This window comes from Ideonella sp. (assembly GCF_035254525.1).
GTDB lineage: Bacteria > Pseudomonadota > Gammaproteobacteria > Burkholderiales > Burkholderiaceae_C > Ideonella.
In genome coordinates, this window is the sequence record NZ_DATFAN010000162.1 from 13890 (window position 1) to 37199 (window position 23310).

23 protein-coding genes are annotated in these 23310 nt (G+C 71.2%); 8 read left to right on the plus strand and 15 right to left on the minus strand.

All coding sequences use genetic code 11. The features are described from left to right. Positions 1 to 22 precede the first annotated feature (22 nt). The 13 genes from VJ693_RS16480 to VJ693_RS16540 all read right to left on the minus strand — a co-directional run bounded on the left by VJ693_RS16480 (position 23) and on the right by VJ693_RS16540 (position 13965). Positions 23 to 1168, minus strand: a complete 1146-nt coding sequence (locus tag VJ693_RS16480) for a zinc-binding metallopeptidase family protein (RefSeq protein WP_324155852.1) — start codon at positions 1166 to 1168, stop codon at positions 23 to 25. A gap of 10 nt (positions 1169 to 1178) precedes the next feature. Next, positions 1179 to 1718 (minus strand): phosphatase PAP2 family protein, encoded by a 540-nt coding sequence (locus tag VJ693_RS16485; protein ID WP_324155853.1) that lies wholly within the window; start codon positions 1716 to 1718, stop codon positions 1179 to 1181. Beyond that, positions 1702 to 2901: a glycosyltransferase family 1 protein gene (locus VJ693_RS16490; RefSeq protein WP_324155856.1), complete on the minus strand. Its 1200-nt coding sequence runs from the start codon at positions 2899 to 2901 to the stop codon at positions 1702 to 1704. Before VJ693_RS16490 ends, VJ693_RS16485 begins: the two co-directional genes overlap by 17 nt. A gap of 198 nt (positions 2902 to 3099) precedes the next feature. Then, positions 3100 to 4581 carry a sigma-54 dependent transcriptional regulator gene (locus VJ693_RS16495; protein WP_324155948.1) on the minus strand — a complete coding sequence of 494 codons (1482 nt, stop codon included), beginning with the start codon at positions 4579 to 4581 and terminating at the stop codon, positions 3100 to 3102. 148 nt (positions 4582 to 4729) lie between these two features. Then, the gene (locus tag VJ693_RS16500) at positions 4730 to 4909 is read right to left on the minus strand and encodes a hypothetical protein (protein WP_324155858.1); all 180 of its coding nucleotides are present in this window, start codon (positions 4907 to 4909) and stop codon (positions 4730 to 4732) included. Positions 4910 to 4999: 90 nt separating this feature from the next. Beyond that, positions 5000 to 7774, minus strand: coding sequence for an ATP-binding protein (locus VJ693_RS16505; RefSeq protein ID WP_324155861.1), 2775 nt, complete (start codon positions 7772 to 7774; stop codon positions 5000 to 5002). 84 nt (positions 7775 to 7858) lie between these two features. Next, positions 7859 to 8062, minus strand: a complete 204-nt coding sequence (locus VJ693_RS16510) for a hypothetical protein (RefSeq protein ID WP_324155864.1) — start codon at positions 8060 to 8062, stop codon at positions 7859 to 7861. Positions 8063 to 8100: 38 nt separating this feature from the next. Beyond that, a complete protein-coding gene (gene ligD, locus VJ693_RS16515; protein ID WP_324155867.1) occupies positions 8101 to 8985 on the minus strand; it encodes a non-homologous end-joining DNA ligase in 885 nt (294 codons plus the stop codon). Positions 8986 to 8988: 3 nt separating this feature from the next. Next, complete coding sequence (locus VJ693_RS16520) at positions 8989 to 9990, minus strand: YbhN family protein (RefSeq protein WP_324155870.1); 1002 nt, start codon at positions 9988 to 9990, stop codon at positions 8989 to 8991. Then, positions 9980 to 11155: a cardiolipin synthase ClsB gene (gene clsB, locus VJ693_RS16525; protein ID WP_324155872.1), complete on the minus strand. Its 1176-nt coding sequence runs from the start codon at positions 11153 to 11155 to the stop codon at positions 9980 to 9982. Before clsB ends, VJ693_RS16520 begins: the two co-directional genes overlap by 11 nt. Next, positions 11152 to 11928, minus strand: a complete 777-nt coding sequence (locus VJ693_RS16530; protein ID WP_324155875.1) for an endonuclease/exonuclease/phosphatase family protein — start codon at positions 11926 to 11928, stop codon at positions 11152 to 11154. The genes clsB and VJ693_RS16530 overlap by 4 nt, the downstream gene beginning before the upstream one ends. Before the next feature lie 92 nt (positions 11929 to 12020). Continuing rightward, on the minus strand, positions 12021 to 12824 hold the full coding sequence (locus tag VJ693_RS16535; RefSeq protein WP_324155878.1) for an alpha/beta hydrolase family protein: 804 nt from the start codon (positions 12822 to 12824) through the stop codon (positions 12021 to 12023). Further along, a complete protein-coding gene (locus VJ693_RS16540; RefSeq protein ID WP_324155881.1) occupies positions 12811 to 13965 on the minus strand; it encodes a DUF3182 family protein in 1155 nt (384 codons plus the stop codon). The genes VJ693_RS16535 and VJ693_RS16540 overlap by 14 nt, the downstream gene beginning before the upstream one ends. A 438-nt stretch (positions 13966 to 14403) precedes the next feature. Here VJ693_RS16540 and VJ693_RS16545 point away from each other — a divergent pair, with 438 nt between their 5' ends. The 7 genes from VJ693_RS16545 (at position 14404) to VJ693_RS16575 (ending at position 20122) form a co-directional block, all read left to right on the plus strand. Next, the gene (locus tag VJ693_RS16545) at positions 14404 to 15075 is read left to right on the plus strand and encodes an energy transducer TonB (protein WP_324155883.1); all 672 of its coding nucleotides are present in this window, start codon (positions 14404 to 14406) and stop codon (positions 15073 to 15075) included. A 109-nt stretch (positions 15076 to 15184) separates the two neighbouring features. Then, positions 15185 to 16024, plus strand: coding sequence for a MotA/TolQ/ExbB proton channel family protein (locus VJ693_RS16550; RefSeq protein WP_324155886.1), 840 nt, complete (start codon positions 15185 to 15187; stop codon positions 16022 to 16024). A gap of 125 nt (positions 16025 to 16149) precedes the next feature. Beyond that, positions 16150 to 16578 carry a biopolymer transporter ExbD gene (locus tag VJ693_RS16555; RefSeq protein WP_324155887.1) on the plus strand — a complete coding sequence of 143 codons (429 nt, stop codon included), beginning with the start codon at positions 16150 to 16152 and terminating at the stop codon, positions 16576 to 16578. A 15-nt stretch (positions 16579 to 16593) separates the two neighbouring features. Further along, positions 16594 to 17019 carry a biopolymer transporter ExbD gene (locus VJ693_RS16560; RefSeq protein ID WP_324155889.1) on the plus strand — a complete coding sequence of 142 codons (426 nt, stop codon included), beginning with the start codon at positions 16594 to 16596 and terminating at the stop codon, positions 17017 to 17019. A 100-nt stretch (positions 17020 to 17119) separates the two neighbouring features. Next, positions 17120 to 18328: a hypothetical protein gene (locus VJ693_RS16565; RefSeq protein ID WP_324155891.1), complete on the plus strand. Its 1209-nt coding sequence runs from the start codon at positions 17120 to 17122 to the stop codon at positions 18326 to 18328. A gap of 17 nt (positions 18329 to 18345) precedes the next feature. Continuing rightward, positions 18346 to 19299, plus strand: coding sequence for an MBL fold metallo-hydrolase (locus tag VJ693_RS16570; RefSeq protein ID WP_324155950.1), 954 nt, complete (start codon positions 18346 to 18348; stop codon positions 19297 to 19299). A gap of 16 nt (positions 19300 to 19315) precedes the next feature. Further along, complete coding sequence (locus tag VJ693_RS16575) at positions 19316 to 20122, plus strand: SDR family NAD(P)-dependent oxidoreductase (protein ID WP_324155893.1); 807 nt, start codon at positions 19316 to 19318, stop codon at positions 20120 to 20122. A gap of 25 nt (positions 20123 to 20147) precedes the next feature. Here the strand turns inward: VJ693_RS16575 and eda are convergent, their stop codons facing one another. Then, on the minus strand, positions 20148 to 20771 hold the full coding sequence (eda, locus tag VJ693_RS16580) for a bifunctional 4-hydroxy-2-oxoglutarate aldolase/2-dehydro-3-deoxy-phosphogluconate aldolase (protein WP_324155895.1): 624 nt from the start codon (positions 20769 to 20771) through the stop codon (positions 20148 to 20150). A 10-nt stretch (positions 20772 to 20781) separates the two neighbouring features. Beyond that, positions 20782 to 22605 carry a phosphogluconate dehydratase gene (edd, locus tag VJ693_RS16585; RefSeq protein ID WP_324155897.1) on the minus strand — a complete coding sequence of 608 codons (1824 nt, stop codon included), beginning with the start codon at positions 22603 to 22605 and terminating at the stop codon, positions 20782 to 20784. A 117-nt stretch (positions 22606 to 22722) separates the two neighbouring features. Here edd and VJ693_RS16590 point away from each other — a divergent pair, with 117 nt between their 5' ends. Beyond that, on the plus strand, positions 22723 to 23310 hold the full coding sequence (locus VJ693_RS16590) for a gamma-glutamylcyclotransferase (protein ID WP_324155899.1): 588 nt from the start codon (positions 22723 to 22725) through the stop codon (positions 23308 to 23310).

Below are 23310 nucleotides of genomic sequence, written 5' to 3' on the forward strand. Positions count from 1 at the left end.
CCTGAAGGCCGGCCTGGGGCGCTCAGGCCGGCGCGGCCAAGGGTGCGCCGACGACACGGTGCACCAGGTGCAGCTTGCGCAGCGCGGCGGCCGAGAGCACGAAGGGGTAGAAATCCGGCACGCCCATGCTGCGCGACAGTTCGTTGAGCACGCCGGTGAGCTCCATCCAGCCGTTCACCAGGGCCAGGAAGGCCGGCGCGCCGGCATCGCCGGCGCCGCCTTCGCCCAGCGCCTCGAGCCCGAAGCGCTCGTAGTTCAGCTCGACGCTCTCGCCGTCGAGGCCGAAGCTGCGCGCGGTGTCCAGCGTGTCGCGCAGATGAAGGTAGTGGGCCCAGGTCTCGGCCCAATCTTCCCACGGGTGGCTGCTGGCGTAGGCGCTGACATGGCGCGTCGCCCAGTCGGCCGGGGCGCCGTGCTGGTAGTGCGCCTGCAGCGCGCCGGCGTAATCCTGCCGCTCGTCGCCGAACAGCGCACGAAAGGGCTCCAGCCAGCGGCCCGGCAAGACCAGCCGTTGCCAGTAGTAGTGCCCGCTCTCGTGCCGCAGGTGGCCCAGCAGCGTTCGGTACGGCTCGTGCAGCGCGCTGCGGCGCTGCTCGCGCCGCGCGTCGTCGGCCTCCTCGACGTCGAGCGTGATCACGCCGTCGGCATGGCCGGTGACGACCGGCGGCCCGCCGGGCGCCGCGCGCAGCAGGTCGAACGCGAGCCCTTGCTTCGGATCCTCGCTGGCCCTGGACTGGACCGGCAGGCCCAGGCCGATCAAGGTCGACACGAGCCGCCGCTGGTCTCGCGCGATGCGCAGCCAGTACACCTTGTTCTCGGGCTGCGACAAGTCGGGCAGCATGCGCGTGAGCCGGCAACACCGGCACAGCGGCGGCGTGCCGGCGTGGCGGTCGGTGGCCTCGACGAGCCAGTTGCAGGCCGCCGGCGATGCGAGGTGGCTGCAGCGGCGGTAGCGGCGCGTGCCGCGCCGGCCGCCGACGGCGCGCCACAGGCCCGGCGCGCCCGCCTCGCCCGTCAGCGGCTCGACCGGCAGCAGCAGGCGGCGAACGGGGTCGTAGCCGAGCGCGGTGTGGCAGGCCAGGCACTCGCTGTTGCGGAAGAAGACCGGCCGGCCGCAGCGGCAGTGGTAGGCCCGGGGGATCAGCGGCTTCGCGACAGGGTGTGGCATCGGCGGCCGGTCAGCCCAGCTGCAGCAGCACCACGGCGGCCGTCGCCGCCCCGATCAGCCCGCCGCCGATCACGTCGCTCGGGTAGTGCAGGCCCAGCACGACGCGCGCCAGGCCGACGAGCACCGCGTAGAAGCACAGCAGCGGCGCCAGCGCCGGGTAGAACGCCGAGATCAGCAGCGCGAAGGCCGCCGCATGCAGCGAATGGCCACTGGGGAAGCTGAAGCGATCGGGGATCGGCGCGCAGGCGCGGATGCCAGGGCACTGCTGGCAGGGGCGTGTTCGGCGCGTGACGCGCTTGATCGTCCAGTAGATCGAGAGATTGACCCCGCCGGAGGCGGCCAGCAGCGCCGCGCAGTGGGCGCCGTGGGTGCCGCCGGCCAGCGGCAGCACGACCAGCAGCGCGAACCACATCGGGCCGTCGCCCAGGCGGCTGCACCACAGCAGGAAGCGCAGCAGCGCCGGCTGGGCCGCGTGCTGGTGCAAGGCGGTCGCCCAGCGCCGGTCGAGCTCGACGCCGACCAGGCGGCCATGGTCATACCAGCGCGGCATCGTCCACCTGCTCGCGCCGCGGCGTGGCCGCATCGACCAGCTCGGCCAGTTGATGCTCGAAGGCGAGCAGCGCGGTGTCCCAATCGCTGCGCAACGCCAGCGCCCGCGCCCGCTGGCGAACGATGCTGCCGCGCCCCGCGGCCGCCAGCGCCTGCTCGGCCACGGCGATGAACGCGGCGGGATCGTCCGGCTCGGCGAGGAAGCCGTTGTAGTCGTGGTGCACCAGCGCCCCGGCGCCGGCACTGTCGAACGCGACCAGCACCAGCCCGCTGGCCAGCGCCTCGAGCGCCACGTTGCCGAAGGTGTCGGTCAGGCTGGGGAAGAGAAACACGTCGGCACTCGCGTAGCAGCGGGCCAGCGCGCCGGCCCGTTGCAGGCCGACGAAGTGCACGTCCGGGTGCGCCGCCGCCAGCTTGTTGCGCAGCGGCCCGTCGCCGGCCACGACCATGTGCAGCCGCGCGTGGCTGCGGCGCAGGTGCTCGAAGGTGTCGAGCGCGAGCGCCACGTTCTTCTCGGCGGCCAGGCGCCCGACGTGCAGCAGCACCGTGTCGCCGGGCCCGGCACCCCAGGCATCGCGCAGGCCGTCGTCACGCTGGGCCGGCGTGAACATGCCGGCATCGACGCCGCGTCCAACCACACGCAGCCGCTCGAAGCCGCGTGCCGCCAGCTCGAGCGCGAGCGCGCGCGTCGGCACGAAGCTGCGGCTGGCCATCGCGTGCAGCTGGCGCAGGTAGGCCAGCACCGCCGGCTGCAGCCAGCCCAGCCGGTAGTGCCGGCTGTAGGCGTGGAAGTTGGTGCGGAAGTCGCACGTCGTGGCGATGCCCAGCGCGCGCGCGGCGCGCAGCGCGGCCCAGGCCAGCGGGCCCGGCGTGGCGGCGTGCACGAGTTGCGGCGGCCGCTGCAGCCAGCGCTCGCGCAAGGCACCGACCGTGGCCCAGCCGAAGCGCAGGCCGGGGTACATCGGGATCGGCGCGCCGGCGGTGCGCCACTCGCCGTTGTCGAACGTGTGGTCGCCCGGCTGCTCGGTGTCGTCGAAGGTGAGCGCCGCTTCGTGCGGCTGGCGCGGCCGGATCAGCTGCACCGCGTGTCCGGCCTGGCGCAGGTGCTGCACCGTGCGGGCCGTGGTCAGCGAGACGCCGTTGATTTCGGGCGGATAGGTTTCGGTGATGTAGGCGATGTGCACGACAGGGCCTTCGCTGCGTGGTGGGCGGGGGGTGGCCGGCTGCGTCACCGGCATGGCTTCGAGCCAGCAAGCCCTGTTCCCGCATCACGCTGTGGCCTTCCGGCATGGCCAGGCATTCGCCCAGCGCGAGCACGCCCGTGGATGTAAGCCTTGCGGCAAACCGCGGGCGCCCGACCTGGCAAGGCGCCCCAGGGGCGCTCAGTTGGCGCTCTCGCTCGACTCGGCGGCGTACTCCTTGAGCCGGTTGTACAGCGTCTTCAGGCTGATGCCCAGCACGGCCGCCGTGCGCTCCTTCTGGTACTTGTGGTGCCGCAGCGTAGCCTCGATCAGCAGGCGCTCGGCCTGCGCCATCGTGATGCCGATCGGCAGCGTGACGCTGTCGGCGCCCGGCATCGCGGCCGGCGCGGCGGCGGGTGCGGCGACGGGCTCGGGTGCGAACGACGCCGGCGGCTCGGCCGCCACGGCGGGCTCGCTCGTGGCCTCGGCCGGGGCCGATGCGGCCGCGGCCGATGGCTGCAGGGCCTGCTGCGCGCGCGGCATCCACTCGTCGTCGATCACATCACCGGTGGCCATCACGTAGGCACGCTGCACCGCGTTGCGCAGCTCGCGCACATTGCCCGGCCAGGGGTAGCAGCCCAGGCGGTCGAGCGCCTTGGCGCTGAAGCGCTTGACCGCGCCCTCCTGCGCGCAGATGCCGTCGAGGAAGTGCTGGGCCAGCAGGCCGACATCGGACATCCGCGCGCGCAGCGGCGGCAGCTCGATCGGGAACACGTTCAGGCGGTACAGCAGATCCTCGCGCAGCTTGCCGGCACTCACCGCGTCTTGCGGCGCGCGGTTGGTGGCGGCGATCACGCGCACGTCGGCCTCCTGGCTCTGGGTCGAGCCCACGCGCATGAAGCGGCCGGTCTCGAGCACGCGCAGCAGCTTGACCTGCAGCTCCAGCGGCATCTCGGTGATCTCGTCGAGGAACAGCGTGCCGCCGTTGGCGCGCTCGAAGAAGCCCAGGTGCTGCCGGTCGGCGCCGGTGAAGCTGCCCTTCTCGTGGCCGAAGATCTCGCTCTCGATCAGGTTGGGCGAGATCGCGCCGCAATTGACCGCGAGAAAGGGCCGGCTGCGCCGGCGCGACAGGTCGTGCACCGTCTGCGCGACGAGCTCTTTGCCGGTGCCGCTCTCGCCGGTGACGAACACGGTCACGGCCGTGCCGGCCACGCGCGAGATCTGTTCGTACACGCGCAGCATCGCCGGCGCCTGGCCCCACAGCAGGCCGAAGGGGCCCCCGCTGGCCAGGCCCGCGTTCAGGCGCGCGACATCGGCCTTCAGCGCCGACGGCTTCATGAAGCGCGACAGCACGCCGTGCAGCTGCTTCATCACGATCGGCTTGACGAGGTAGTCGGCCGCGCCCAGGCGCAGCGCCTCGATCGAGGTTTCCAGGCTGGCGTGGCCGGTGATCAGCACCAGTTCCGAACTGGCCACCAGCTCCGGATCGGCAAACAGGTCCAGGCCGCTGCCGTCGGGCAACTGCAGGTCGAGCAGCACCAGGTCGGGCGACTGCATGGCGATCTGGCGCCGCGCATCGCGCAGCGTGTGGGCGACCGCGACCGAGAAGTTCTCGAGCGCAACCAGATCCCGCAGCGTGGCGGCGGAGTCGGCGTCGTCGTCGACGATCAGGACGTGGGACAGGGACGGCTCCTCGCGGCTCGGCGCGCGGCCGGCGCGCCTCGTTTGGCATGAGCCACGATCATGGCGCAGACCGCCTGCGCGGTGTATCGCCGTGTATCCCCGCGTAGGGGCTTATCCCCTGTTCACGAGGCGGGCATGGCACCGGGCTTCACTGGCTCGCCGCCGAGGCGGCGGGCGCCGCGGTGATCGGCCGCGGCATGCTGCGATCGGGGTCGGAGGGCCGCGGCGGGTCGGTGGGCTTGCGGTCGCAGCCGGCCTGGATGACCGTGGCGGCGATCGCCAGCACCAGGAAGGCGGTCGCGCGGCGGCGCGGGGGCAACAGGCTCATGGCGGTGCGGGGTTCCGAACGGGCCCGTTCAGGGGCAAACAGCGTGCCCGCCACGCCACGGCGCGGGCGCGTACGAATTGCCTGAAGCCGTTACGCGCCGGCACCGAGCGGCGCACCGGCCTCGAACAGGCGCGCCAGCCGCCGCGGGTCGACCGGCTTGGTCAGGTGGTGGTCGAAGCCGGCCTGCATCGCGAGGCGGCGGTCGTTCTCCTGGCCCCAGCCGGTGATGGCGATCAGCACCGGCCGTTTGCCGCCGGGCAGGCCGCGGATCGTGCGGGCCAGCTCGTAGCCGTTGCGCCCCGGCATGCCGATGTCGAACAGGCAGACATCGGGCGCGAAGCGCTCGTACGCCGCCAGGGCCTCGTCACCGTCGAAGGACAGCCGCGTCTCGTGGCCGTCGAGCTGCAGCAGCGCGGCCAGGCTGTCGGCGGCGTCGCGGTTGTCATCCGCGATCAGCACCCTGCGCGGCGTCGCCGCGGCCGGCTGCGGGCTGCCCAGCGGGTCGCCGTCGACCGCCACCTGGCCGACCGGCAGGCGCACGGTGAAGGTGCTGCCGGTGCCGGGCCCTTCGCTGCGCACCGCGATGCTGCCGCCGTGCAGCTCGACCAGCCCCTTGGACAGCGCCAGGCCGATGCCGAGCCCGGCGCTCGAGCGCTCGCCGGCCATGTTCAGCTGCGAGAACATGCGGAACACCTCGGGCAGCGACTCGGGCGAGATGCCGATGCCGTCGTCGCTGACCTCGATCACGATCTCGCGGCCGGCGCGCGTGGCGTCCAGGCGGATGCGGCCGCCGCGGTCGGTGTACTTGGCCGCGTTGGTCAGCAGGTTGGCCACCACCTGCGCGATGCGCAGCGGGTCGGCCTCGAAGTGCTCGGGCCCGGGCGGCAGGTTCACCTCGAGCGCGTGGCCCATGCCGTCGATCATCGGGCGCGCGGTTTCCACCGCACTGGCGATCACCGCCGCCAGCTCGGTGCCGGTCTTGCGCAGCGCCAGCACGCCGCGGGTGATGCGCGAGACGTCGAGGAGGTCGTCGAGCAGCAGCGCCATGTGCTGCACCTGCCGGTCGATGACCTCGTGGCTCCAGCGCTTCTGCGCCTCGGTCGCGCCGCGCGAGGTCGACAGCAGCGCCGCCTGGCGGATCGGCGCCAGCGGGTTGCGCAGCTCGTGCGCCAGCGTGGCGAGGAACTCGTCCTTGCGGCGGTCGGCCTCGCGCAGCAGCTGCTCGTTGCGCTTGCGGTCGGTGATGTCGTTGAACCATACCGCCACCGCATCACGCATCGGCGAGGCGATGCAATGCAGCCAGCCGTCGCCGCCGCGCAGCCGGGTGTGCATCTCGAACTCGCGCACCTCGCCCTCGCGCGCCACCGCCATGTACTGGCGAAAGGCGCTGCTGTCCTTCCAGTGGCGCGGCAGCTGCTCGAGCATGCGGTGGCCGACCAGGTCCTCGGCGCGGCGCTCCAGCACGTCGGCGGCGGCACGGTTCACGTAGCTCCAGGTGAAGTCGACGATCTCGCCGTGCTCGTCGCGCTGCGGCGCGAGCAGGATGAAAGGCACGGCCGAGGCTTCGAGCACCGCGCGGAAACGCCCCTGCGATTCTTCGAGCGCCGCCTGGGCGCGTGCGCGCTCGCAGAACACCGCCGCCTTGCGCACGCAGATGTCGGCCAGCGCGCGCTCGCGCTCGGTCGGCTCGCGTGCGGTGTCGAGGAACACCGAGATCATGCCCAGCACGGTGCCGTCCTGGCCGAGCAGCGGCGTGCTGTGCACCGCGCGGAAGGCCTGCTCGCGGGCGAAGTCGCGCCACACGGCGAAGCGATCGTCGGTTTCGGTGTCGGCGATCACCACGCGCTCGCGCCCGGCGCAGGCCAGGCCGCAGGCGCCCTGCCCCGGCCTCACGACCGCCAGGCGCCGCAGCTCGGCATCGTCGAAGCCGAGCTGGGCCTGCAGCGCCAGCCCGCCGGCGGCCGTATCCCACAGCGACACGATGCCGCGCGTGGCCCCGTGGAAGTGCGCCAGCGTCTCGAGCACCATCTGCAGCTGCTCGTGCAGCGAGCCGGCCTCGGGCAGGTGGCTGGAGAGATCGTGCATGCGGTCGAGGTCGTCGACCTGCTGGCTCAGGTCGGCGCGGGTGCGGGCCAACTGCGCATCGACCGCCTTGCGCTCGGTGATGTCGACGCAGGCGCCGCGCAGCCGCACGACGCGCTCGCCGGACCAGCTCAGGTGCACGCGCAACAGCATCCACAGCGGCGCGCCCCCGGTCTGCGGCACCTGCAGCTCACGCTCGTAGCTGCGCGCATGCTCGCGCAGCTTCTCGGCCAGCCTGGCGCGGCTCTCGGCCAGCAGCGCCGGCGGCGCGCGCTCGACCCACCTGGCCAGCGGCACCGCGGACGACGACACCGGCAGGCCGACCAGCCGCGCCAGCGCCGGCGAGGCGTAGGCCGTCTCGGCGACGAGGTCGATGTCGAACACGCCGATGCCGGTGCCCTGGATGGCCAGCACCAGCCGCTCCTCGGCGGCCACGGCGCGTTCACCGGTGCGGCGCAGGGCAGTGCCGAATTCGATCAGCGAGGCGCCGAAGACGGCGAACAGCAGCAGCGAAATCCGGTCGGACGGCAGCGTGACCGCCAGCGTGCCGGCCGGCGAGAGCCACCGCACGGCACTGGCCAGGCCGGCGATCAGCGGCAGCCAGCCCGGCCCGCGGCCGGCCAGCACCGCGGCCAGCACGATGGCCGGCCAGAAGCAGATGAACGGATTGCGTGTGTCAAGCCACGGGCGCAAGGCCCACTGCAGGCCCAGCGCCAGCGCGGTGACGGCCAGCGCCACGGCGTAGCCAGGCCAGGCGGACAGGAAGAACCGTCGAGCACCCATGGGCGGCGTCGCACCGTGATGGCGAAGCGGCAAGCGTAGCGCAAACCGGCCGCCCGACGGCGGCCCGGCGCCACGAAGGCGAGCTCAGGCCGCGCGCGAACGAGCCCGCGGCGCCGGCTCATCAGGCGCGGCGGGCAGGCCCGCGCGCGCCTCGGCCAGCGCCATGACGGCCGCGGCGAAGGCCCGTCCGTCCATGGCCTCGGCATCGTCGGACCCGCCGTCACCGGCGGGCGGCGTGCCGCCATAAAACCAGCGGCGCACGCCATCGAGGTCCAGTTCATCGCACATTGCGGTTTCCTCGGCGTGGGGATGACAGCGTCTCGGCTTCAGGATTTCCGGGAGCGGCCCCTGGCGGGGCCCGCGGCGTTGGGGGCAAATTTCAGGCCCAGCGTCTTGATGGCCGCCGTCAGCGACTGCCGCGCATCGGCGTAGCCGGCCCAGGGGTCGTGCTTTTCGACTGAGAGCTGGTCGCGGGCGGTCTGCACGGTCCACTGCGCGCCGCTCTCGAGCTCGCGCAGCTGATCCCAGTGGATCGGCATCGACACGCCCAGCCCCGGCCGGGCGCGGGCCGAGAAGGCGGCGACGGTCGTCGCCGTCTCACCATTGCGCAGGTAATCGACGAAGATCCTGCCGACCCGGTTGGCGGGGCCGCTCTTGGCGACGAAGCGCTCGGGCAGGGTCTGCGCCAGGCGCTCGACAGTCGCCTTGGTCACGGCCTTGACCATGTCGGCGCTCCAGCGCGCCGCGATCGGCACCACCACGTGCAGGCCCTTGCCGCCGCTGGTCTTCAGCCAGCCCTGCAAGCCCAGCTCGTGCAGCAAGGCGCGCACCAGCTCGGCGCCCTCCTGCATGTGGGGCCAGGCCAGGCCCTCGCCCGGGTCGAGGTCGAACACCATGCGGTCGGGCTTGGCCGGTGCCCGCAGCTTCACGTTGCCGGTGTGGAATTCGATCACGTTGAGCTGGGCTGCGGCCAGCAGCTGCTCGGCGCTGGCGATCTGCAGCGGGGCCTCGTCGTCCTCGGCGGCGGGGTCGTGCCGCTGGAAGAACTGCTGGCCGCCGATGCCCTGGGGCCCCCGCACCTCGGCCACCGGACGGCCCTTCAGGTGCGGCACCATGCGATCGGCCATGCTCTCGTAGTAGCGCACCAGATCGAGCTTGGTCAGGCCGGTCAAGGGGTCGATCACGCGGTCGGGGTGGGAGATGCGCAGCATCGATCACGCTCCTGCGTTCATCCCCGCGCGTCGCCTGTCGACGACGAAGAACAGCGCCACCGCCAGCATCAGCGGCAGCAGGTAATAGACCGCCCGGAACCCGAGCAGCGCGGCGAGCAGCTCGGCCTGGCCGACGCGCGACTGCAGCAGGCCGATGAACACCGCCTCGATCACGCCCACCCCGCCCGGCACGTGGGTGATGAGCCCGGCCACCGCGGAGACCAGCAGCGCATTGAGCACGCTGGCGAAATCGACCTGCCGCTGCAGCAGCACCCAGCACACCGCGGCCGTCAGCAGCCAGTGCAGCGCCGACAGCCCGAACTGCAGCAGCGCCACGCGCAGCGAGGGCAGCCTCAGCGCGTGTCGGCGCCAGTGCCACTCGCGCCCCTCGGCACGCCCGCAGGCCACGGCGTACGCCACCGCAGACAACAGCAGCCCGGCGCCGACCGCGCGCAGCGCCCCCGGGCCCGGCCCCCAGCCCGCCGGCAGCAGCGGCGGCTGGGCCAGCAGCAGCGCGCCGGCCAGCGCGACGTAGCCGATCCAGTTGGTCAACACGCTGGCGGCGAGGATGCGCGTGGTCTCGTCGAACGCCAGGCCCAGCCGGCCGTAGAGCCGGTAACGCAGCGCCACGCCGCCGACCACGGTGCCGAGGTTGAGCTTGAAGGCGAACGAGACGAAGCCGACCGCGAGCATCCAGCGCGCCGGCACGGCGCGCGTGGCCGCAGTGCCAGCTTGGCCGGCGCGGCCGCGCCAGCGGGTGGGCCGCAACGGCCGGCCGAGCATCTCGTAGCTGGCATAGATCGCGTGGCCCGCTGCCGCGCAGGCCAGCGCCGCCAGCAGCGTGCCGAGCGGCAGCGCGCGCAGCGCGGCAAAGGCGCCAGCCCAATCCAGCGAGCCGGCCAGGTGCACGATCAGGCCGGTGGTGAACAACAGGAAGACCGTCCACAGGCCGCGGCGCCAAGCCACGCACCCGGGGCCCGCCGCTGGCGCGAGGTCAGCGGCCATCCGGGCCCTCGGTGGCGCTCGCCGTCACCGGCCGGTGGCGTGGCAGCCGGCTGGCCCAGACCGGGAAGCGGCGCAGGAAGTGGAAGACGACGAAGCCGCGCAGCTCGCTCCACCAGCCGATGTGCCCGTCGACGGGCACCGGCACCCGATGGCAGGATTCTTCGATCAGGCGCTCGAGACGCTCGCGCAGCCCGCGCGCGAAGCCGCGGTCGTTCAGCACGACGTTGGCCTCGAGGTTCAGCGACAGGCTCAGGGGATCGAGGTTGCTCGAGCCCACGGTGGCCCACTGGTCGTCGACGACCGCGACCTTGCCATGCAGCGGACGTTCGCAGTACTCGAAGACCTTGACCCCGCCGAGCTGCAGGTAGTCGTACAGCATGCGGGCGGCGGTGCGCGCGAGCGGCACGTCAGGCTCGCCCTGCAGGATCAGCCGCACGTCGACGCCCCGGCGCGCGGCGCGCTTCATTTCGTGCAGCAGGCGGTAGCCGGGGAAGAAGTAGGCGTTGGCGATCAGCACCTGGCGCTGCGCGCGGCGGATGGCGATGCGGTAGTAGCGCTCGATGTCGTTGCGGTGGTGCAGGTTGTCGCGCCGCACGAACAACGCATCGGCCCGGCCGACGGGCTCGGGCGGGGGCGCGCGCCGTTGCGCTTGCGGCGGCGGGTGGGTGCTCGAGTGCGCGAAACGCCGGATCTCGTCGACGACCGGCCCCTCGATCTCGACCGCGTAGTCCTGCTTGGCCTGCGGGCCGAAATCGGCCAGGTGGTCGGCCGAGTAGTTGATGCCGCCGACGAAGGCGCGCCGCCCGTCGATCACGACGATCTTGCGGTGCATCCGGCGCAGCATCGAGAAGCGCAGGCCCAGCAGCTTGACGCAGGGATCGAAGACCCGCAGGCGCACACCGACGGCCGTCAGCCGGGCCACGAACTCGGGCGTCAGGTCGGGCGAGCCGAAGCCGTCGACCAGCACGTCGACCTGCACGCCGCGCTCGGCCGCGCTGCGCAGCGCCTCGTGCAGCGCGTGGCCGACCTTGTCCTCGAACCAGATGAAGGTTTCGAGAATGACCTCGTGCTCGGCCTGGCGGATGGCCTCGAACACGGCGGGGAAGTACTCCTCGCCGTTCTCCAGCAGGCGCACCCGGTTGCCGGCCCACCAACGCGGCTTCACAACAGCACCTCCGCCGCCAGCGGCGCATGGTCCGACAGGCGGGCCCACGGATGTCTCGGCAGCGCGACCGGGCGGTGGGCACGCGCGTTGCGCACGTAGATGCGGTCCAGCCGCAGCATCGGGAACCAAGCGGGAAAGGTCCGCGCGGCGCGACCATGGGCATTCACGAAGACCTCCTGGAGCCCGGCGCATCGGTCGAGCACACGGTGAGCCCGGTCGCGCCAGTCGTTGAAGTCGCCGGCCACGAGCAGCGGCACACCGGTCGGGACGAGGTTGACGACCACACGGCACAAGGCCTCGAGCTGGTGTCGCCGGTGCGCCTCGAGCAGCCCCAGGTGCACGCTGATCGCGTGGACAGGCCGCTCGAAACCCGGCACCGAGAGCGTGCAATGGAGCAACCCGCGAGCCTCGTGCCGGTCCAGCCCGATCGACACGTCGTGGTTGCGTTCGTCGACGATGGGGTACTTCGACAGCACCGCGTTGCCGTGGTCGCCTTCCTGGTAGACGGCATTGCGGCCGTAGGCGAACTGGGGCCAGATCTCGTCGGCCAGGAATTCATAGTGCGGCGTCTGCGGCCAGCTGGCGCCGAGCGCCGGGCGGCCGTCGTACTGGCCCATCACTTCCTGCAGGAAGACCACATCGGCGTTGACGTTGCGCACTGCATCGCGCAGCTCGGGCAGCACGAAGCGCCGGTTGAGCAGCGTGAAGCCCTTGTGCGTGTTGACGGTCAGCACGCGCAGCTTCAGCGGGGCGGCGGCGGTGGTCGCGGACATGGCCCTTTTGTAGCTGCCGGCCCCCGCCGCGCCTGTAGGAAAGCGCGCCCAAGCGCTGCCAGTGCGTGCCGCGACGACGGCGGCGGCCCGCTTCAGTCGGTGCGCGGCGGTGTTTCGGGCGCGTGCCCGTCGATCGGCACCGGCGGCACGGCGGCGCCGCGGCGCGCGCCCTGCACCATTTCCTTCAGCCAGGTGCCCAGCACCTTGGAATAGGCCGCCTGGTCGCGTTCGCTGGTCAGGCCATGGTCCGCGCCGTCCAGGCAGCGATAGCTCAGCGAGCGGGTCTGCGTGGCGGCCTCACGGTAGCTGGTCAGCACGGTCCGCGGGATGATGTCGTCGCGCTCCGATTCGATCAGCAGCAAGTCGCCCTCGAAGGACTGCAGCGACTGCAGCGCCCGGTTCTCGTGGGCCAGCACCAGGCGCTGGCGGTAGGTGCGCAGGTCCTGGTCCTTGTGCAGCTGCAGCTTGGGGCTGTCCCAGCCGGAATCGATGTACAGCGCCGGCGAGCGCAGCGCCAGCCACTTGACCGGCCGCAGCGCGCTCAGGATGGCCGCGAGGTAGCCGCCATAGCTGCTGCCGACGACGGCGATCGCGCCGGGGTCCACGTGGCGGCGCTTGGCCAGCGTGTCGTAGGCGGTCAGCACATCCTGCAGGTTCTGCTCGCGCGACACCGTCTCGAACAGGGCGCGGTTCTGGGCGTGGCCGCGCAGGTCGAAGGCCAGGCACACGCAGCCGAGCGCGGCCACATCCCGGGCTCGCGCGAGGTACTGCTCCTGGCTGCCACCCCAGCCGTGCACGAACAGCACGCCGGGGATCAGCGTGCCGGGGGTCACGAAGGTGCCCGCGATGCTCGCGCCGTCCAGCCGGATCTCGATGGTTTCCTCAAGCGTCGACATCCCGGTTCACCTCGACAAACTTGACCAAGCGGCCACCGTGGCTGTCGGGGCCGTCATAGAGCACCCAGGCCCCCGGCGGGGGCTGGGCATCGTCGGCATAACGCTCGCAGGTCGACGCGCACACGCGGGCCAGCGCCGGGTCGGCCTGGAAGGCGTGCAGCGCCGCCGCCTCCGCACCGCTGGCGCCGCCGATGCGCCACGACTGCTCGAGCACGCCGCAGCACGGATTGCCGTCGTCGTCGGTTCCCTGTGCCACATCGTAGTTGCAGCGCGAGGCGAACAAGCCCTTGAAGCAGGTCATCGCCGCGCGGTGGAAGGCCAGCGCCTGCTCGACCGCCCGGCGCACGCCCGGGTCGAGCGCCTCGCACAGCAGATCTTCCAGCCCGCCGCGCGAGACCACCAGCCGAGAGCCCCCATAGACCTCGTGGCCCTGATGGTTGTGCGTCAGGTCCTGCGTCCCGTGGTAGGCCGCACGCAGCCCGCCGACCTCGACGCAGCCGACGCTGTAGGTGGTCACGTGGCGCAGGTTGCGCTCGAGCACCAGGCCGTGGCGCGCCAGGCGCTCGGCGCCGAATCGCTCGAGATGGGCTTCCAGTTCGCCGAGCTCGCGCACGACCCACTGCCCGACACCGCCGACGCCGGCCGGATCCTTCAGCCGGATCGCGCCGCGCTGAAGCATCTGCATGGCCGCGATACGCGCATCGCCGGCGGTGAACACCGAATAGCCGGGCAGCACCGCCCCTTGCATCTGCCTGCCGCAGGCCGCCGACCAGCCGCGCGGCGCCGGGCTGTCCGGCCGCACCAGCGGGTGCGAAATCACCTTGGTGCTGGCGAAAGGCTGCGGCACGACACCGCCGAACAGGTCGCCCGGGCCGCGAACGCCGAGTCGCCGTGCGTCGGCGAAGCTCGGCAGGGTGTCGGTGGGCACCAGGTAGGTTCGCCGCCGGGACGGCAGTGCCGGATCAAGTTCGCCGACGAACTCCCACCCGAGCAACTCGGCGATCGACTGCGCGACGCGCGCCTTGGCGGCGGTGTCGTGATCGTGCGGGCCGCTGCGGCCGCCGCTTCGGAAGAAGGCGACCTCGGGCCTCAGGGCGGCTGCCGGCCGGCGCGGCGGCGCGGCGAGTACGACGGTGGGCATGGAGGTCTCCTTCGCGACCGGGCAGCCGCTCATGTCATGCAGCCGCAGCGTAAGAAGCCTCCCGGCACCCGCCTGTCGGCGGCCGGCGCGACGGCGTGTAGGAGCTTGCCGGGCCCGCCGCCGCACGTGCCATGCCTGGCATCGACCTGCCCTGTAACCAGCACGTACCCGAGCGCAAAAAGCAGGAATGCCCCTTGCTAGAAAGACCGCTTCGTATCGCGCAAAGGCTCGGAAACGGCTCGGATTGGACACGCAACACTCGGTCACACCCGCCAACCGGCACATTCCGTTCGGCAAACCTCGGGTTTCAGGTGTGAATCATTAGGGTGAAGCCTATGTTGATCGAGATTAACTCCGAGCTATAGTCCGCGATCCCACAGCCCATGAGGCTGCGTATTGACAAGACAGCGCCCCGAACCGGGCGACTGGAGGAAACGAGTGGACTACGCAGAAGCGCAGCGCAACCCCGGCAAACATCCCGTCGGGCTCAGCGTTGTCATCGTGCTGCACATCCTGCTGGGCTACGCCCTGGTCAGCGGTCTGGCGCGCAAGGTGGTCGAGGTGGTGAAGGCCCCCATCGAGACCAAGATCATCGAGGAGATCAAGCCTCCTCCACCGCCTCCGCCCGAGAATCTGCCGCCGCCGCCGAAGAACATGCCGCCGCCGCCGGTCTTCGTGCCCCCGCCGGAAGTGAACATCACGCCGCCGCCGAGCCCGGCCCCGCAGATCACCACCACCACAGTCGCACCGCCGCCGGCCCCTACTGCCCCGGTGGTCACCGCGCCCCCGGCGCCGGCCGCCCCGCCGGCCCCGCGTGTGGCCCGCCCGGCGCAGTTGAACGTGTCGAGCTGCGAAAAGCCCGAATACCCCGCATCGGCTCGCCGTGCGGAAGCTTCCGGCTCCACGCACATCCGCTTCTTCGTCGACGAATCCGGCAAGGTCAAGCAGGCCGACATCATCAAGCCCTCCGGCTCGAGCCGCGAACACCGCGCGCTGGACAAGGCGGCCGTCGAAGCGCTCAGCGTCTGCTCGTTCAAGCCCGGTGTCGACGAGAACGGCAAGCCCGTGGGCGGCCAAACCACGGTGGTCTACGACTGGAAGCTCGAGTAAGCCTGCCGGCTCGCCAGCGACCAGACGATTCTTTAGTTTTCATGACGGGCGCCCACGGGTCAACCTGACACGGCCCGACGCCCAGAACCTTGCTCCCTCTGGAGGAACCATGTCCTTTCTGAAGTTTGTGCGCGCCCCTTTCCTGGCCGCCTGCATCGCCCTGCTGGGTGCCGTCGCCATCACCCCGGTCGACGCGCTGGCTCAGGATTCCGCCGCCTCGGCCCCGGCCGCTGCCCCGGCCACCGAGGCTGCGCCGGTCGGCGTGCCGACCCCCGAGGTGAAGAAGGAAACCATCGACAACCCCTACGGCCTCGAAGCGCTGTGGACGCAAGGTGACTTCGTCGCCCGCGGCACGCTGATCATCATGGTCATCATGTCGATGGGCAGCTGGTACATCATCTTCACGAAGGTCTGGGAGCAGCGCAAGCTGATGGTCAGTGCCAAGGCCGCGTTCGATACCTTCTGGACCGCCGGTTCGGTCAAGAAGGGCGCCGAGGGCCTGGAAGAAGCCAGCGCCTTCCGCTACATGGCCGAGCAGGGCCTGAAGGCCGCCGAGCACCACGAAGGCACGCTGACCGAGCAGATCGACCGCCACACGTGGATCGGCATGAGCGTGCAGCGCTCGGTCGACAACATCAACAGCCGCTTGCAGGACGGCCTGGCCTTCCTCGCGACCGTCGGCTCGACCTCGCCGTTCGTCGGCCTGTTCGGCACGGTCTGGGGCATCTACCACGCGCTGACCGCGATCGGCATCTCGGGCCAGGCCTCGATCGACAAGGTCGCCGGCCCGGTGGGTGAAGCGCTGATCATGACCGCCTTCGGCCTGGCCGTCGCGGTGCCCGCGGTGATGGGCTACAACTGGCTGATCCGCCGCAACAAGACCGCGATGGAGCGCGTGCGCGCCTTCTCGGGCGACCTGCACAACGTGCTGCTGGCCGGCAAGCGCTGAACGAACCCCCACGCTCCCATCCGGCCGCTGCCCCCCGAGGGGGTTCTTGCAGCGGACCGGCGGAGCCGGATCCGCGCAAACCCCTTGGTTTGGCTGGGTTCGAGGCAGTTAGAAAGGATTGACCAATGGCCATGAGCGTTGGTTCGCCGGAAGACGGCGAAGAGACGATGAACTCCAGCATCAACACCACGCCCCTGGTGGACGTGATGCTGGTGCTGCTGATCATCTTCCTGATCACGATCCCGGTGGTCACCCAGTCGGTGCAGCTGACCCTGCCCAAGGAAATCAACGTGCCGACGCAGACCAAGCCGGAGAACATCCTGCTGGCCGTGACGAAGGACGGCGACGTCTACTGGAATACGAAGCGCATGCCGGACACCGAGGCGCTGGTCGAGGCGCTGAAGAAGGAAGCCGTCAAGGAGCCGCAGCCGGAAGTGCACATCCGCGGCGACGAGAGCGTGCGCTATGAATCGGTGGGCCGCCTGATCGTGGCCTGCCAGCGCGCAGGCATCGCCAAGGTCGGCTTCATCACCGAGCCCCCGGCCAAGAACTGAGGAAGGACACGAATCATGGCAATGAGCGTAGGCTCCGCCGGCGAAGACGACATGATGGTGGAGATGAACACCACGCCGCTGATCGACGTGATGCTCGTCCTGCTGATCATGTTCATCATCACGATCCCCGTGCAGACGCATGCGGTGAAGATGAACATGCCGGTCAACGCCAACAACGCACCGCCGCCGACGCCGCCGACGGTCGTCGAGATCGACGTCGACTTCGACGGCACGATCGCGTGGAACCACGAGCTGGTCCCGACGCGCGCCGATCTGCAGGCTCGCCTGTACCGCACCGCACAATTGCCCGACCAGCCCGAGGTGCACCTGCGCCCCAACAAGCTGGTCACCTACAAGTACGTGGCCATGGTGATGGCCGAGGCGCAGCGCCTGGGCGTCACCAAGATCGGTATCGTCGGCAACGAGCAGTTCATGAACTGAATATCGCTCGATGACGACCCTGCCGGGGATCGGCCGTCAGCGGTTCGGTCCCCGTTTGCGTTTTTGACAGGCACAACACATCCCTTCGGAACCCATGCCCATGAAATCCCTGCGCGCCCTGACGCTGGCCTTGATGGCCGCCGGTTGCCTGACCCTGGCCCACGCCCAGAACGTCCGCCCTGAGGTCGGCAAGCCGCTGCAGCAGGCGGGTGAGTTGCTGCGCGCCGGCAAGGCGAAGGACGCCCTGGCCAAGGTGCGCGAGGCCGACGCCGTCGGCGGCAAGAGCGCCCAGGAGCAGTTGATGATCGACCGCATGCGCGGCTCGGCAGCCCAGCGCGCCGGCGACAACGCCACGGCCGCGCAGGCCTTCGAGTCGGCCTACAACAGCGGCAAGCTCGGCGGCGGCGAACAGGCCCAGGTCGCCGAGTCGCTGGCGTTCATCTACTCGCAGATGCGCGACAACGCCAAGGCCACGCAATGGCTGAACCGCGCGCTGCAGGCCGGAGCGAGCAGCGCCCAGCTCAAGCAGCTGCAAAGCTACCTGCAAGGCCAGAGCGGCGACTACGCCTCCATCGCGCGCGATTCCGCCGCCGCCGTCTCGGCCGCCGAGCAGGCCGGCCGCCGGCCGAGCGAAGACGATCTGCTGCGCCTGCAGGATGCGCAGCAGCGCACCAACGCCAACGCCGCGCAGAGCGCGACGCTCGAGAAGCTGGTCGCGTACTACCCGAAGCGCGAGTACTGGTCGGTGCTGCTGGGCCGCCTGCCGCGCAAGCCCGGTTTCTCCGACCGCTTCGCGATCGACGTCATGCGGCTCAAACTGGCCACCGGCAACCTCGCGAAGACCGAAGAGTTCATGGAGCTGGCCCAGCTGTCGCTGCAAGGCGGCTACCCGGCCGAGGCCAAGACCATCGTCGAGAAGGGCTTCGCGTCTGGCGCCCTGGGCACCGGTGCCGAGGCCGAGCGCCACAAGCGACTGCGCGACCTCGCCAACAAGCAGGACGCGGAAGTCCGCGCCGGCATCGACAAGGAAATCGCCGCCGCCCAGGCCGCCAAGGACGGCAACGCCCTGGTCCAGGTCGGCACGGTGCTGGCCAGCTTGGGCCAGGCCGAGCAAGGCGCCTCGCTGATCGAGCAAGGCATCGCCAAAGGCAGCCTGAAGCGACCTGAAGACGCCAAGCTGCGCCTGGGCCAGGCGCTGGCCCAAAGCCCGAAGACGCGCGCCAAGGCGCAGCACACGCTGCGCAGCGTGCAGGGCAGCGACGGTGCGGCCGATGTCGGCCGGCTGTACGCCATCCTGGCCGGCCAGTAAGCCGGCCGCCGTTGTCGATGCCGGCCGACACGCTGCAAGCACTCGGTCACGGCGTGCATGCCGTCGACACCGGCTTTCAGCGGCCGCGCTTCGACGCGGCCTACCTGATCGTCGACCGCGGCCGCGCCGCCTTCATCGACACCGGCACGCGCCACGCCCTGCCCCGGCTGCTTGGCGCGCTCGAATCGCTGGGTCTGGGCATCGACGCGGTCGACTGGGTCATCCCGACCCATGTGCACCTGGACCACGCCGGCGGTGTCGGCCCGTTGATGCAGGCGCTGCCCCGGGCTCGGTTGCTGGTGCACCCGCGCGGCGCGCGCCACATGATCGACCCGAGCGCGCTCTACCAGGGTGCGCTCGCCGTGTACGGCCAGGCCGAGATGGACCGCTCCTACGGCCAGCTCGTCGGCGTCGACCCCGAGCGCGTGCAGACCACCACCGACGGCATGACCGTGGCCCTCGGCGGCCGCAGGCTCGAGTTCATCGACACGCCCGGCCATGCACTGCACCACCATTGCATCTGGGATCCGGTCTCGCGCGGCTGGTTCACCGGCGACACCTTCGGCCTGTCGTACCGCGAGCTCGACAACGCCGCCGGCCAGCCCTGGATCTTCCCGACCTCGACGCCGGTCCAGTTCCAGCCCGAGGCGCTGCGTGCCTCGGTCGAGCGCCTGCTCGCGCGCACGCCCGAGGCCGTCTACCTGACGCACTACGGCAGGCTCGGCAACGTGGCCGAGCTGGGCCGCCATCAGCTCGCGCTGCTCGACGAGGTCGTGGCGCTCGGCCGAGGCCTGCGCGATCATCCGCAGCGCCACCAGGCCTTGTGCGAGGGCCTGCGCCAGCTCTATCGGCGCAGCCTTCGCGCGCACGGCTGCACGCTGCCGGACGAGGCCATCGAGGCGACGCTCGCCCTCGACATCGAGCTCAACGCCCAAGGCATGGGCGTGTGGCTGGACCGCGAGCGCCGCTGAAACCGGAGCCGCCCCGATGGCCCCCTCACCGTCTTCTTCCCGCCCGAACTTCGGCCTGGCCGGCCGCGTGATCATCGTCACCGGCGGCGGCCAGGGCATCGGCGCGGCCTGCGCCGAGCGTTTCGCCGCCGAAGGCGCGAAGCTCGCGCTGTGGGACGTGAATGCCACCGCCGCCACGGCCCTTGCCCAGCGCCTGCGCGATGCGGGCGCCGAGGCCCAGGCCATGCCCTGCAACGTCGCCCGCAAAGGTGAGGTCGATGCCGCGCTCGCGGCCACCGTGCTCGCCTTCGGCCGCGTCGACGGTCTCGTCAACAACGCCGGCATCTTCCGCGCCGCCGATTTCCTCGAGGTGACCGAGGAAGACTGGGATGCGGTGATCGGCGTGAACCTGAAGGGCGCCTTCCTCGTCGGTCAAGCCGTCGCGCGGCAGATGGTGGCGCAAGGCGGCGGCGGTGCGATCGTCAACATGTCGTCGGTCAACGGCTCGATGGCGATCGCCAGCATCGCGAGCTACAACGCCAGCAAGGGCGGCATCAACCAGCTCACGCGCGCCATGGCGCTGGCACTGGCCGACCACCACATCCGCGTGAACGCCGCGGCGCCCGGCACCATCGCCACCGAGCTGGCGCGCGAGGCCGTGCTGACCGGCGACGAGGCCAAGAAGCGCATCCTCGGGCGCACGCCCATGAAGCGACTGGGCGAGCCGGACGAGGTGGCCGACGTGGTCGCCTTCCTGCTCAGCGACGCGGCGCGCTACATGACCGGCGAGATCGTCCACGTCGACGGCGGCCGCATGGCGCTGAACTACACCGTGCCGGTGTAGTGCTGTCAGGCCGGCCGGCCGAGCTTCAGCCGCGTAGTGCGGCGGCCTCGGCGGCCAGGCGCGTGATGCGCGCCCAGTCGCCGGCCTTCACCGCATCGGCCGGCGTCAGCCACGAGCCGCCGCAGACCTTCACGTTCGGCAGGGCCAGGAACTCGGGCGCCGTCTGCAGGGTGATGCCGCCCGTCGGGCAGAACACCACGTCCGGGAACGGCCCCGCCAGCGCCTTCAGCATCGGAATGCCGCCGGCCGCGGTAGCCGGGAAGAACTTCAGGAACGCGAGCCCGTCGGCCTGCGCCGCCATCACTTCGCTCGCCGTCGCGACGCCCGGCAGCAGCGGCAGCCCGATCTCGCGGCAGGCCGCGCCGACCTCTGGCGTGTAGCCCGGGCTGACGCCGAACACCGCACCGGCCTGGCGGGCCGCGCGGGCATCGGCCGCACTGCGGATCGTGCCGGCGCCGACGATGGCCCCCGGCACCTCACGCGCCATCGCCGTGATCGCCTGCAGCGCCACCGGCGTGCGCAGCGTGACCTCGAGCACCTTCACCCCCCCCGCCACCAGCGCGCGCGCCAGCGGCACCGCGTCGTCGAGGCGGTCGATCACGATCACCGGAATCACCGGTCCGTACGAAGCAAGTTCAAGCGTGTTCATCATGAAAATGTCAGAGCCAGGTGCAGGCGCCCTCTTCGGCGCTGTTGACGTTGCGGCGCAGGCCGGCGAAGAGCTCGCGTCCCAGGCCATGACCGGCTTCGTCGGCCATCGCCGGGCTGCGTTCGGCCGGCACCCGCGCGTCCCATTCGGCGGAGGGGACCAGGGCCTGCAGCGTGCCGGCCTGGGCATCCAGGCGGATCAGGTCGCCATCGCGCACCTTGCCCAGCGCGCCGCCGGCCAGCGCCTCGGGGCTCAGGTGGATCGCCGCCGGCACCTTGCCCGAGGCGCCGCTCATGCGGCCGTCGGTCACCAGCGCCACGCGGTAGCCCTTGCCCTGCAACACCGCCAGCGGCGGCGTCAGCTTGTGCAGCTCGGGCATGCCGTTGGCCTGCGGGCCCTGGAAGCGCACGACGACCACCACGTCGCGATCCAGCTCGCCCGCCTTGAAGGCCTGGTGCAGGCCCTCCTGGCTGTCGAACACGCGCGCCGGCGCCTCGATGACCTGCCGATCCGCCGGCACCGCCGAGACCTTGATCACCGCACGGCCCAGGTTGCCCTGCAGCAGCGCCAGGCCACCAGTGGGCGAGAACGGATCGGCCACGCCGCGCAACACGCTCGCGTCGCCGCTTTGTGCGGGCAGTTCGCTCCAGCGCAGCTGCTCGCCCTCGAGCGCCGGCACTTCCCCATAGCGCTCCATGCCGCCTGCGGCCACCGCGTGTGCATCGGTGTGCATCAGGCCGGCCTGCATCAGCTCGCGCAGCACGAAGGCCGGGCCGCCGGCGGCCTGGAACTGGTTCACGTCGGCGCTGCCGTTGGGGTAGACACGCGCCAGCAGCGGCACCACCGCCGAAAGTTCGGAGAAGTCGTTCCAGTCGATCAGGATGCCCGCGGCCCGCGCTACCGCGACCCAGTGGATCAGGTGGTTGGTCGAGCCGCCGGTGGCCAGCAGCGCCACCATCGCGTTGGCGATGCTGCGCTCGTCGACCAGGTGGCCGATCGGCAGGTCGCGCTGGCCGGCGCGCAGGCTCAGCGCGGTGGCCACGGCCTCGTCGGTCAGCGCGGCGCGCAGCGGATCGTGCGGGTGCACGAACGCGGCGCCGGGCACGTGCAGGCCCATCGCCTCGAGCAGCATCTGGTTGGAGTTCGCCGTGCCGTAGAAGGTGCAGGTGCCGGCCGAGTGGTAGGCGGCCTGCTCGGCCTTCAGCAGCTCGCCACGGCCGACCAGGCCTTGCGCGGCCTGCTCGCGCACCTTGGCCTTGTCGCTGTTCGACAGGCCCGAGCCCATCGGGCCGGCCGGCACGAATACGCAAGGCAGGTGGCCGAAATGCAGCGCGCCGATCAGCAGGCCCGGCACGATCTTGTCGCAGATGCCCAGCAGCAGCACCGCGTCGAACACGTCGTGCGACAGCGCGATGGCCGTGCCCATCGCGATCGTGTCGCGCGAGAACAGGCTCAGCTCCATGCCGGGGTAGCCCTGGGTGACACCATCACACATCGCCGGCACGCCGCCGGCGACCTGGGCGGTCGCGCCCAGCCGGTGGGCGGTGGCACGGATCTGCGCCGGGTAGGTCTCGTAGGGCTGGTGCGCCGACAGCATGTCGTTGTAGGCGGTCACGATGCCGATGTGCGGCGCCTTCTCGGCGACGATGCGCAGCTTGTCGTCGCCCGGCATCGCGGCAAAGGCGTGCGCCACGTTGGCGCAGCCCATGCGGTCGGCGCCCCGCGGGCGCTGGCGCAGCGCGTCCACGCGTGCGAGGTAGGCATTGCGCGTCGGCCTGCTGCGCTCGCGGATGCGTGCGGTGACCTCGGCCAGCGAGGGGTGCAATGGATTCATGAGCGGTTCGTTCGAAGAGGGTTCCGGTCGTGTAACTCTGAGCTTGATTATCAGGTAACTTGGTTACATGGTCAAACCATCGTGGGAAGCCTGCACTGGCTGCGCTAGATTCCTGTCATGGAGCATCAGGCGATCATGCTGCGCGACCCGGCGCCGCTGCTCGAACGCACTTTGCACGAATGGGGCGGCCGCGAGCCGCTGTGGATCTTCGGCTATGGCTCGCTGCTGTGGCGGCGCGAGTTCGAAGTCGATGCGGAATGGCCGGCCCAGGTGCATGGCTGGCACAGGGCATTCCGCATGCGATCGCGCGTCAACCGCGGCACGCCCGTCCAACCGGGCCTGGTGTTCGCATTGATGGCGGGCGGCTCATGCCGCGGCGCGGTGTTTCGCGTGCCCGCCCAGCGCGTAGAAGTCGAACTGCGGCGCCTCTGGCTGCGCGAGATGCCCACCGGCGTCTACGACCCGCGCTGGCTTGCCTGCCGCACACCCAAGGGCCCGGTGACGGCACTGGCCTTCACCCTGCAGCACAACAGCCCGAGCCACACCGGTCGGCTGGCCGACGCGCAGATGCGCCAGATCCTGGCGCAGGCGCAGGGCCGTTTCGGCACCACGCTCGACTACCTGCGTGAAACCGCGTTGGAACTGCGCCGCCGCGGGATTCGCGACCGCGAGGTCGAGCGCCTGATGCGCCTGGCGGGGGACTGA

Excerpts from the sequence above, each read along its gene's own strand:
- VJ693_RS16520 (WP_324155870.1), bottom strand. The coding sequence starts at position 9,990 with ATGGCCGCTGACCTCGCGCCAGCGGCGGGCCCCGGGTGCGTGGCTTGG.
- VJ693_RS16500 (WP_324155858.1), bottom strand. The coding sequence starts at position 4,909 with ATGAGCCTGTTGCCCCCGCGCCGCCGCGCGACCGCCTTCCTGGTGCTG.
- VJ693_RS16575 (WP_324155893.1), top strand. The coding sequence starts at position 19,316 with ATGGCCCCCTCACCGTCTTCTTCCCGCCCGAACTTCGGCCTGGCCGGC.
- eda (WP_324155895.1), bottom strand. The coding sequence starts at position 20,771 with ATGAACACGCTTGAACTTGCTTCGTACGGACCGGTGATTCCGGTGATC.
- VJ693_RS16560 (WP_324155889.1), top strand. The coding sequence starts at position 16,594 with ATGGCAATGAGCGTAGGCTCCGCCGGCGAAGACGACATGATGGTGGAG.
- ligD (WP_324155867.1), bottom strand. The coding sequence starts at position 8,985 with ATGCTGCGCATCTCCCACCCCGACCGCGTGATCGACCCCTTGACCGGC.
- VJ693_RS16555 (WP_324155887.1), top strand. The coding sequence starts at position 16,150 with ATGGCCATGAGCGTTGGTTCGCCGGAAGACGGCGAAGAGACGATGAAC.
- VJ693_RS16485 (WP_324155853.1), bottom strand. The coding sequence starts at position 1,718 with ATGCCGCGCTGGTATGACCATGGCCGCCTGGTCGGCGTCGAGCTCGAC.
- VJ693_RS16570 (WP_324155950.1), top strand. The coding sequence starts at position 18,346 with ATGCCGGCCGACACGCTGCAAGCACTCGGTCACGGCGTGCATGCCGTC.
- VJ693_RS16535 (WP_324155878.1), bottom strand. The coding sequence starts at position 12,824 with ATGTCGACGCTTGAGGAAACCATCGAGATCCGGCTGGACGGCGCGAGC.
- VJ693_RS16510 (WP_324155864.1), bottom strand. The coding sequence starts at position 8,062 with ATGTGCGATGAACTGGACCTCGATGGCGTGCGCCGCTGGTTTTATGGC.
- VJ693_RS16505 (WP_324155861.1), bottom strand. The coding sequence starts at position 7,774 with ATGGGTGCTCGACGGTTCTTCCTGTCCGCCTGGCCTGGCTACGCCGTG.
- VJ693_RS16530 (WP_324155875.1), bottom strand. The coding sequence starts at position 11,928 with ATGTCCGCGACCACCGCCGCCGCCCCGCTGAAGCTGCGCGTGCTGACC.
- VJ693_RS16565 (WP_324155891.1), top strand. The coding sequence starts at position 17,120 with ATGAAATCCCTGCGCGCCCTGACGCTGGCCTTGATGGCCGCCGGTTGC.
- VJ693_RS16590 (WP_324155899.1), top strand. The coding sequence starts at position 22,723 with ATGGAGCATCAGGCGATCATGCTGCGCGACCCGGCGCCGCTGCTCGAA.
- VJ693_RS16550 (WP_324155886.1), top strand. The coding sequence starts at position 15,185 with ATGTCCTTTCTGAAGTTTGTGCGCGCCCCTTTCCTGGCCGCCTGCATC.
- VJ693_RS16480 (WP_324155852.1), bottom strand. The coding sequence starts at position 1,168 with ATGCCACACCCTGTCGCGAAGCCGCTGATCCCCCGGGCCTACCACTGC.
- VJ693_RS16540 (WP_324155881.1), bottom strand. The coding sequence starts at position 13,965 with ATGCCCACCGTCGTACTCGCCGCGCCGCCGCGCCGGCCGGCAGCCGCC.
- edd (WP_324155897.1), bottom strand. The coding sequence starts at position 22,605 with ATGAATCCATTGCACCCCTCGCTGGCCGAGGTCACCGCACGCATCCGC.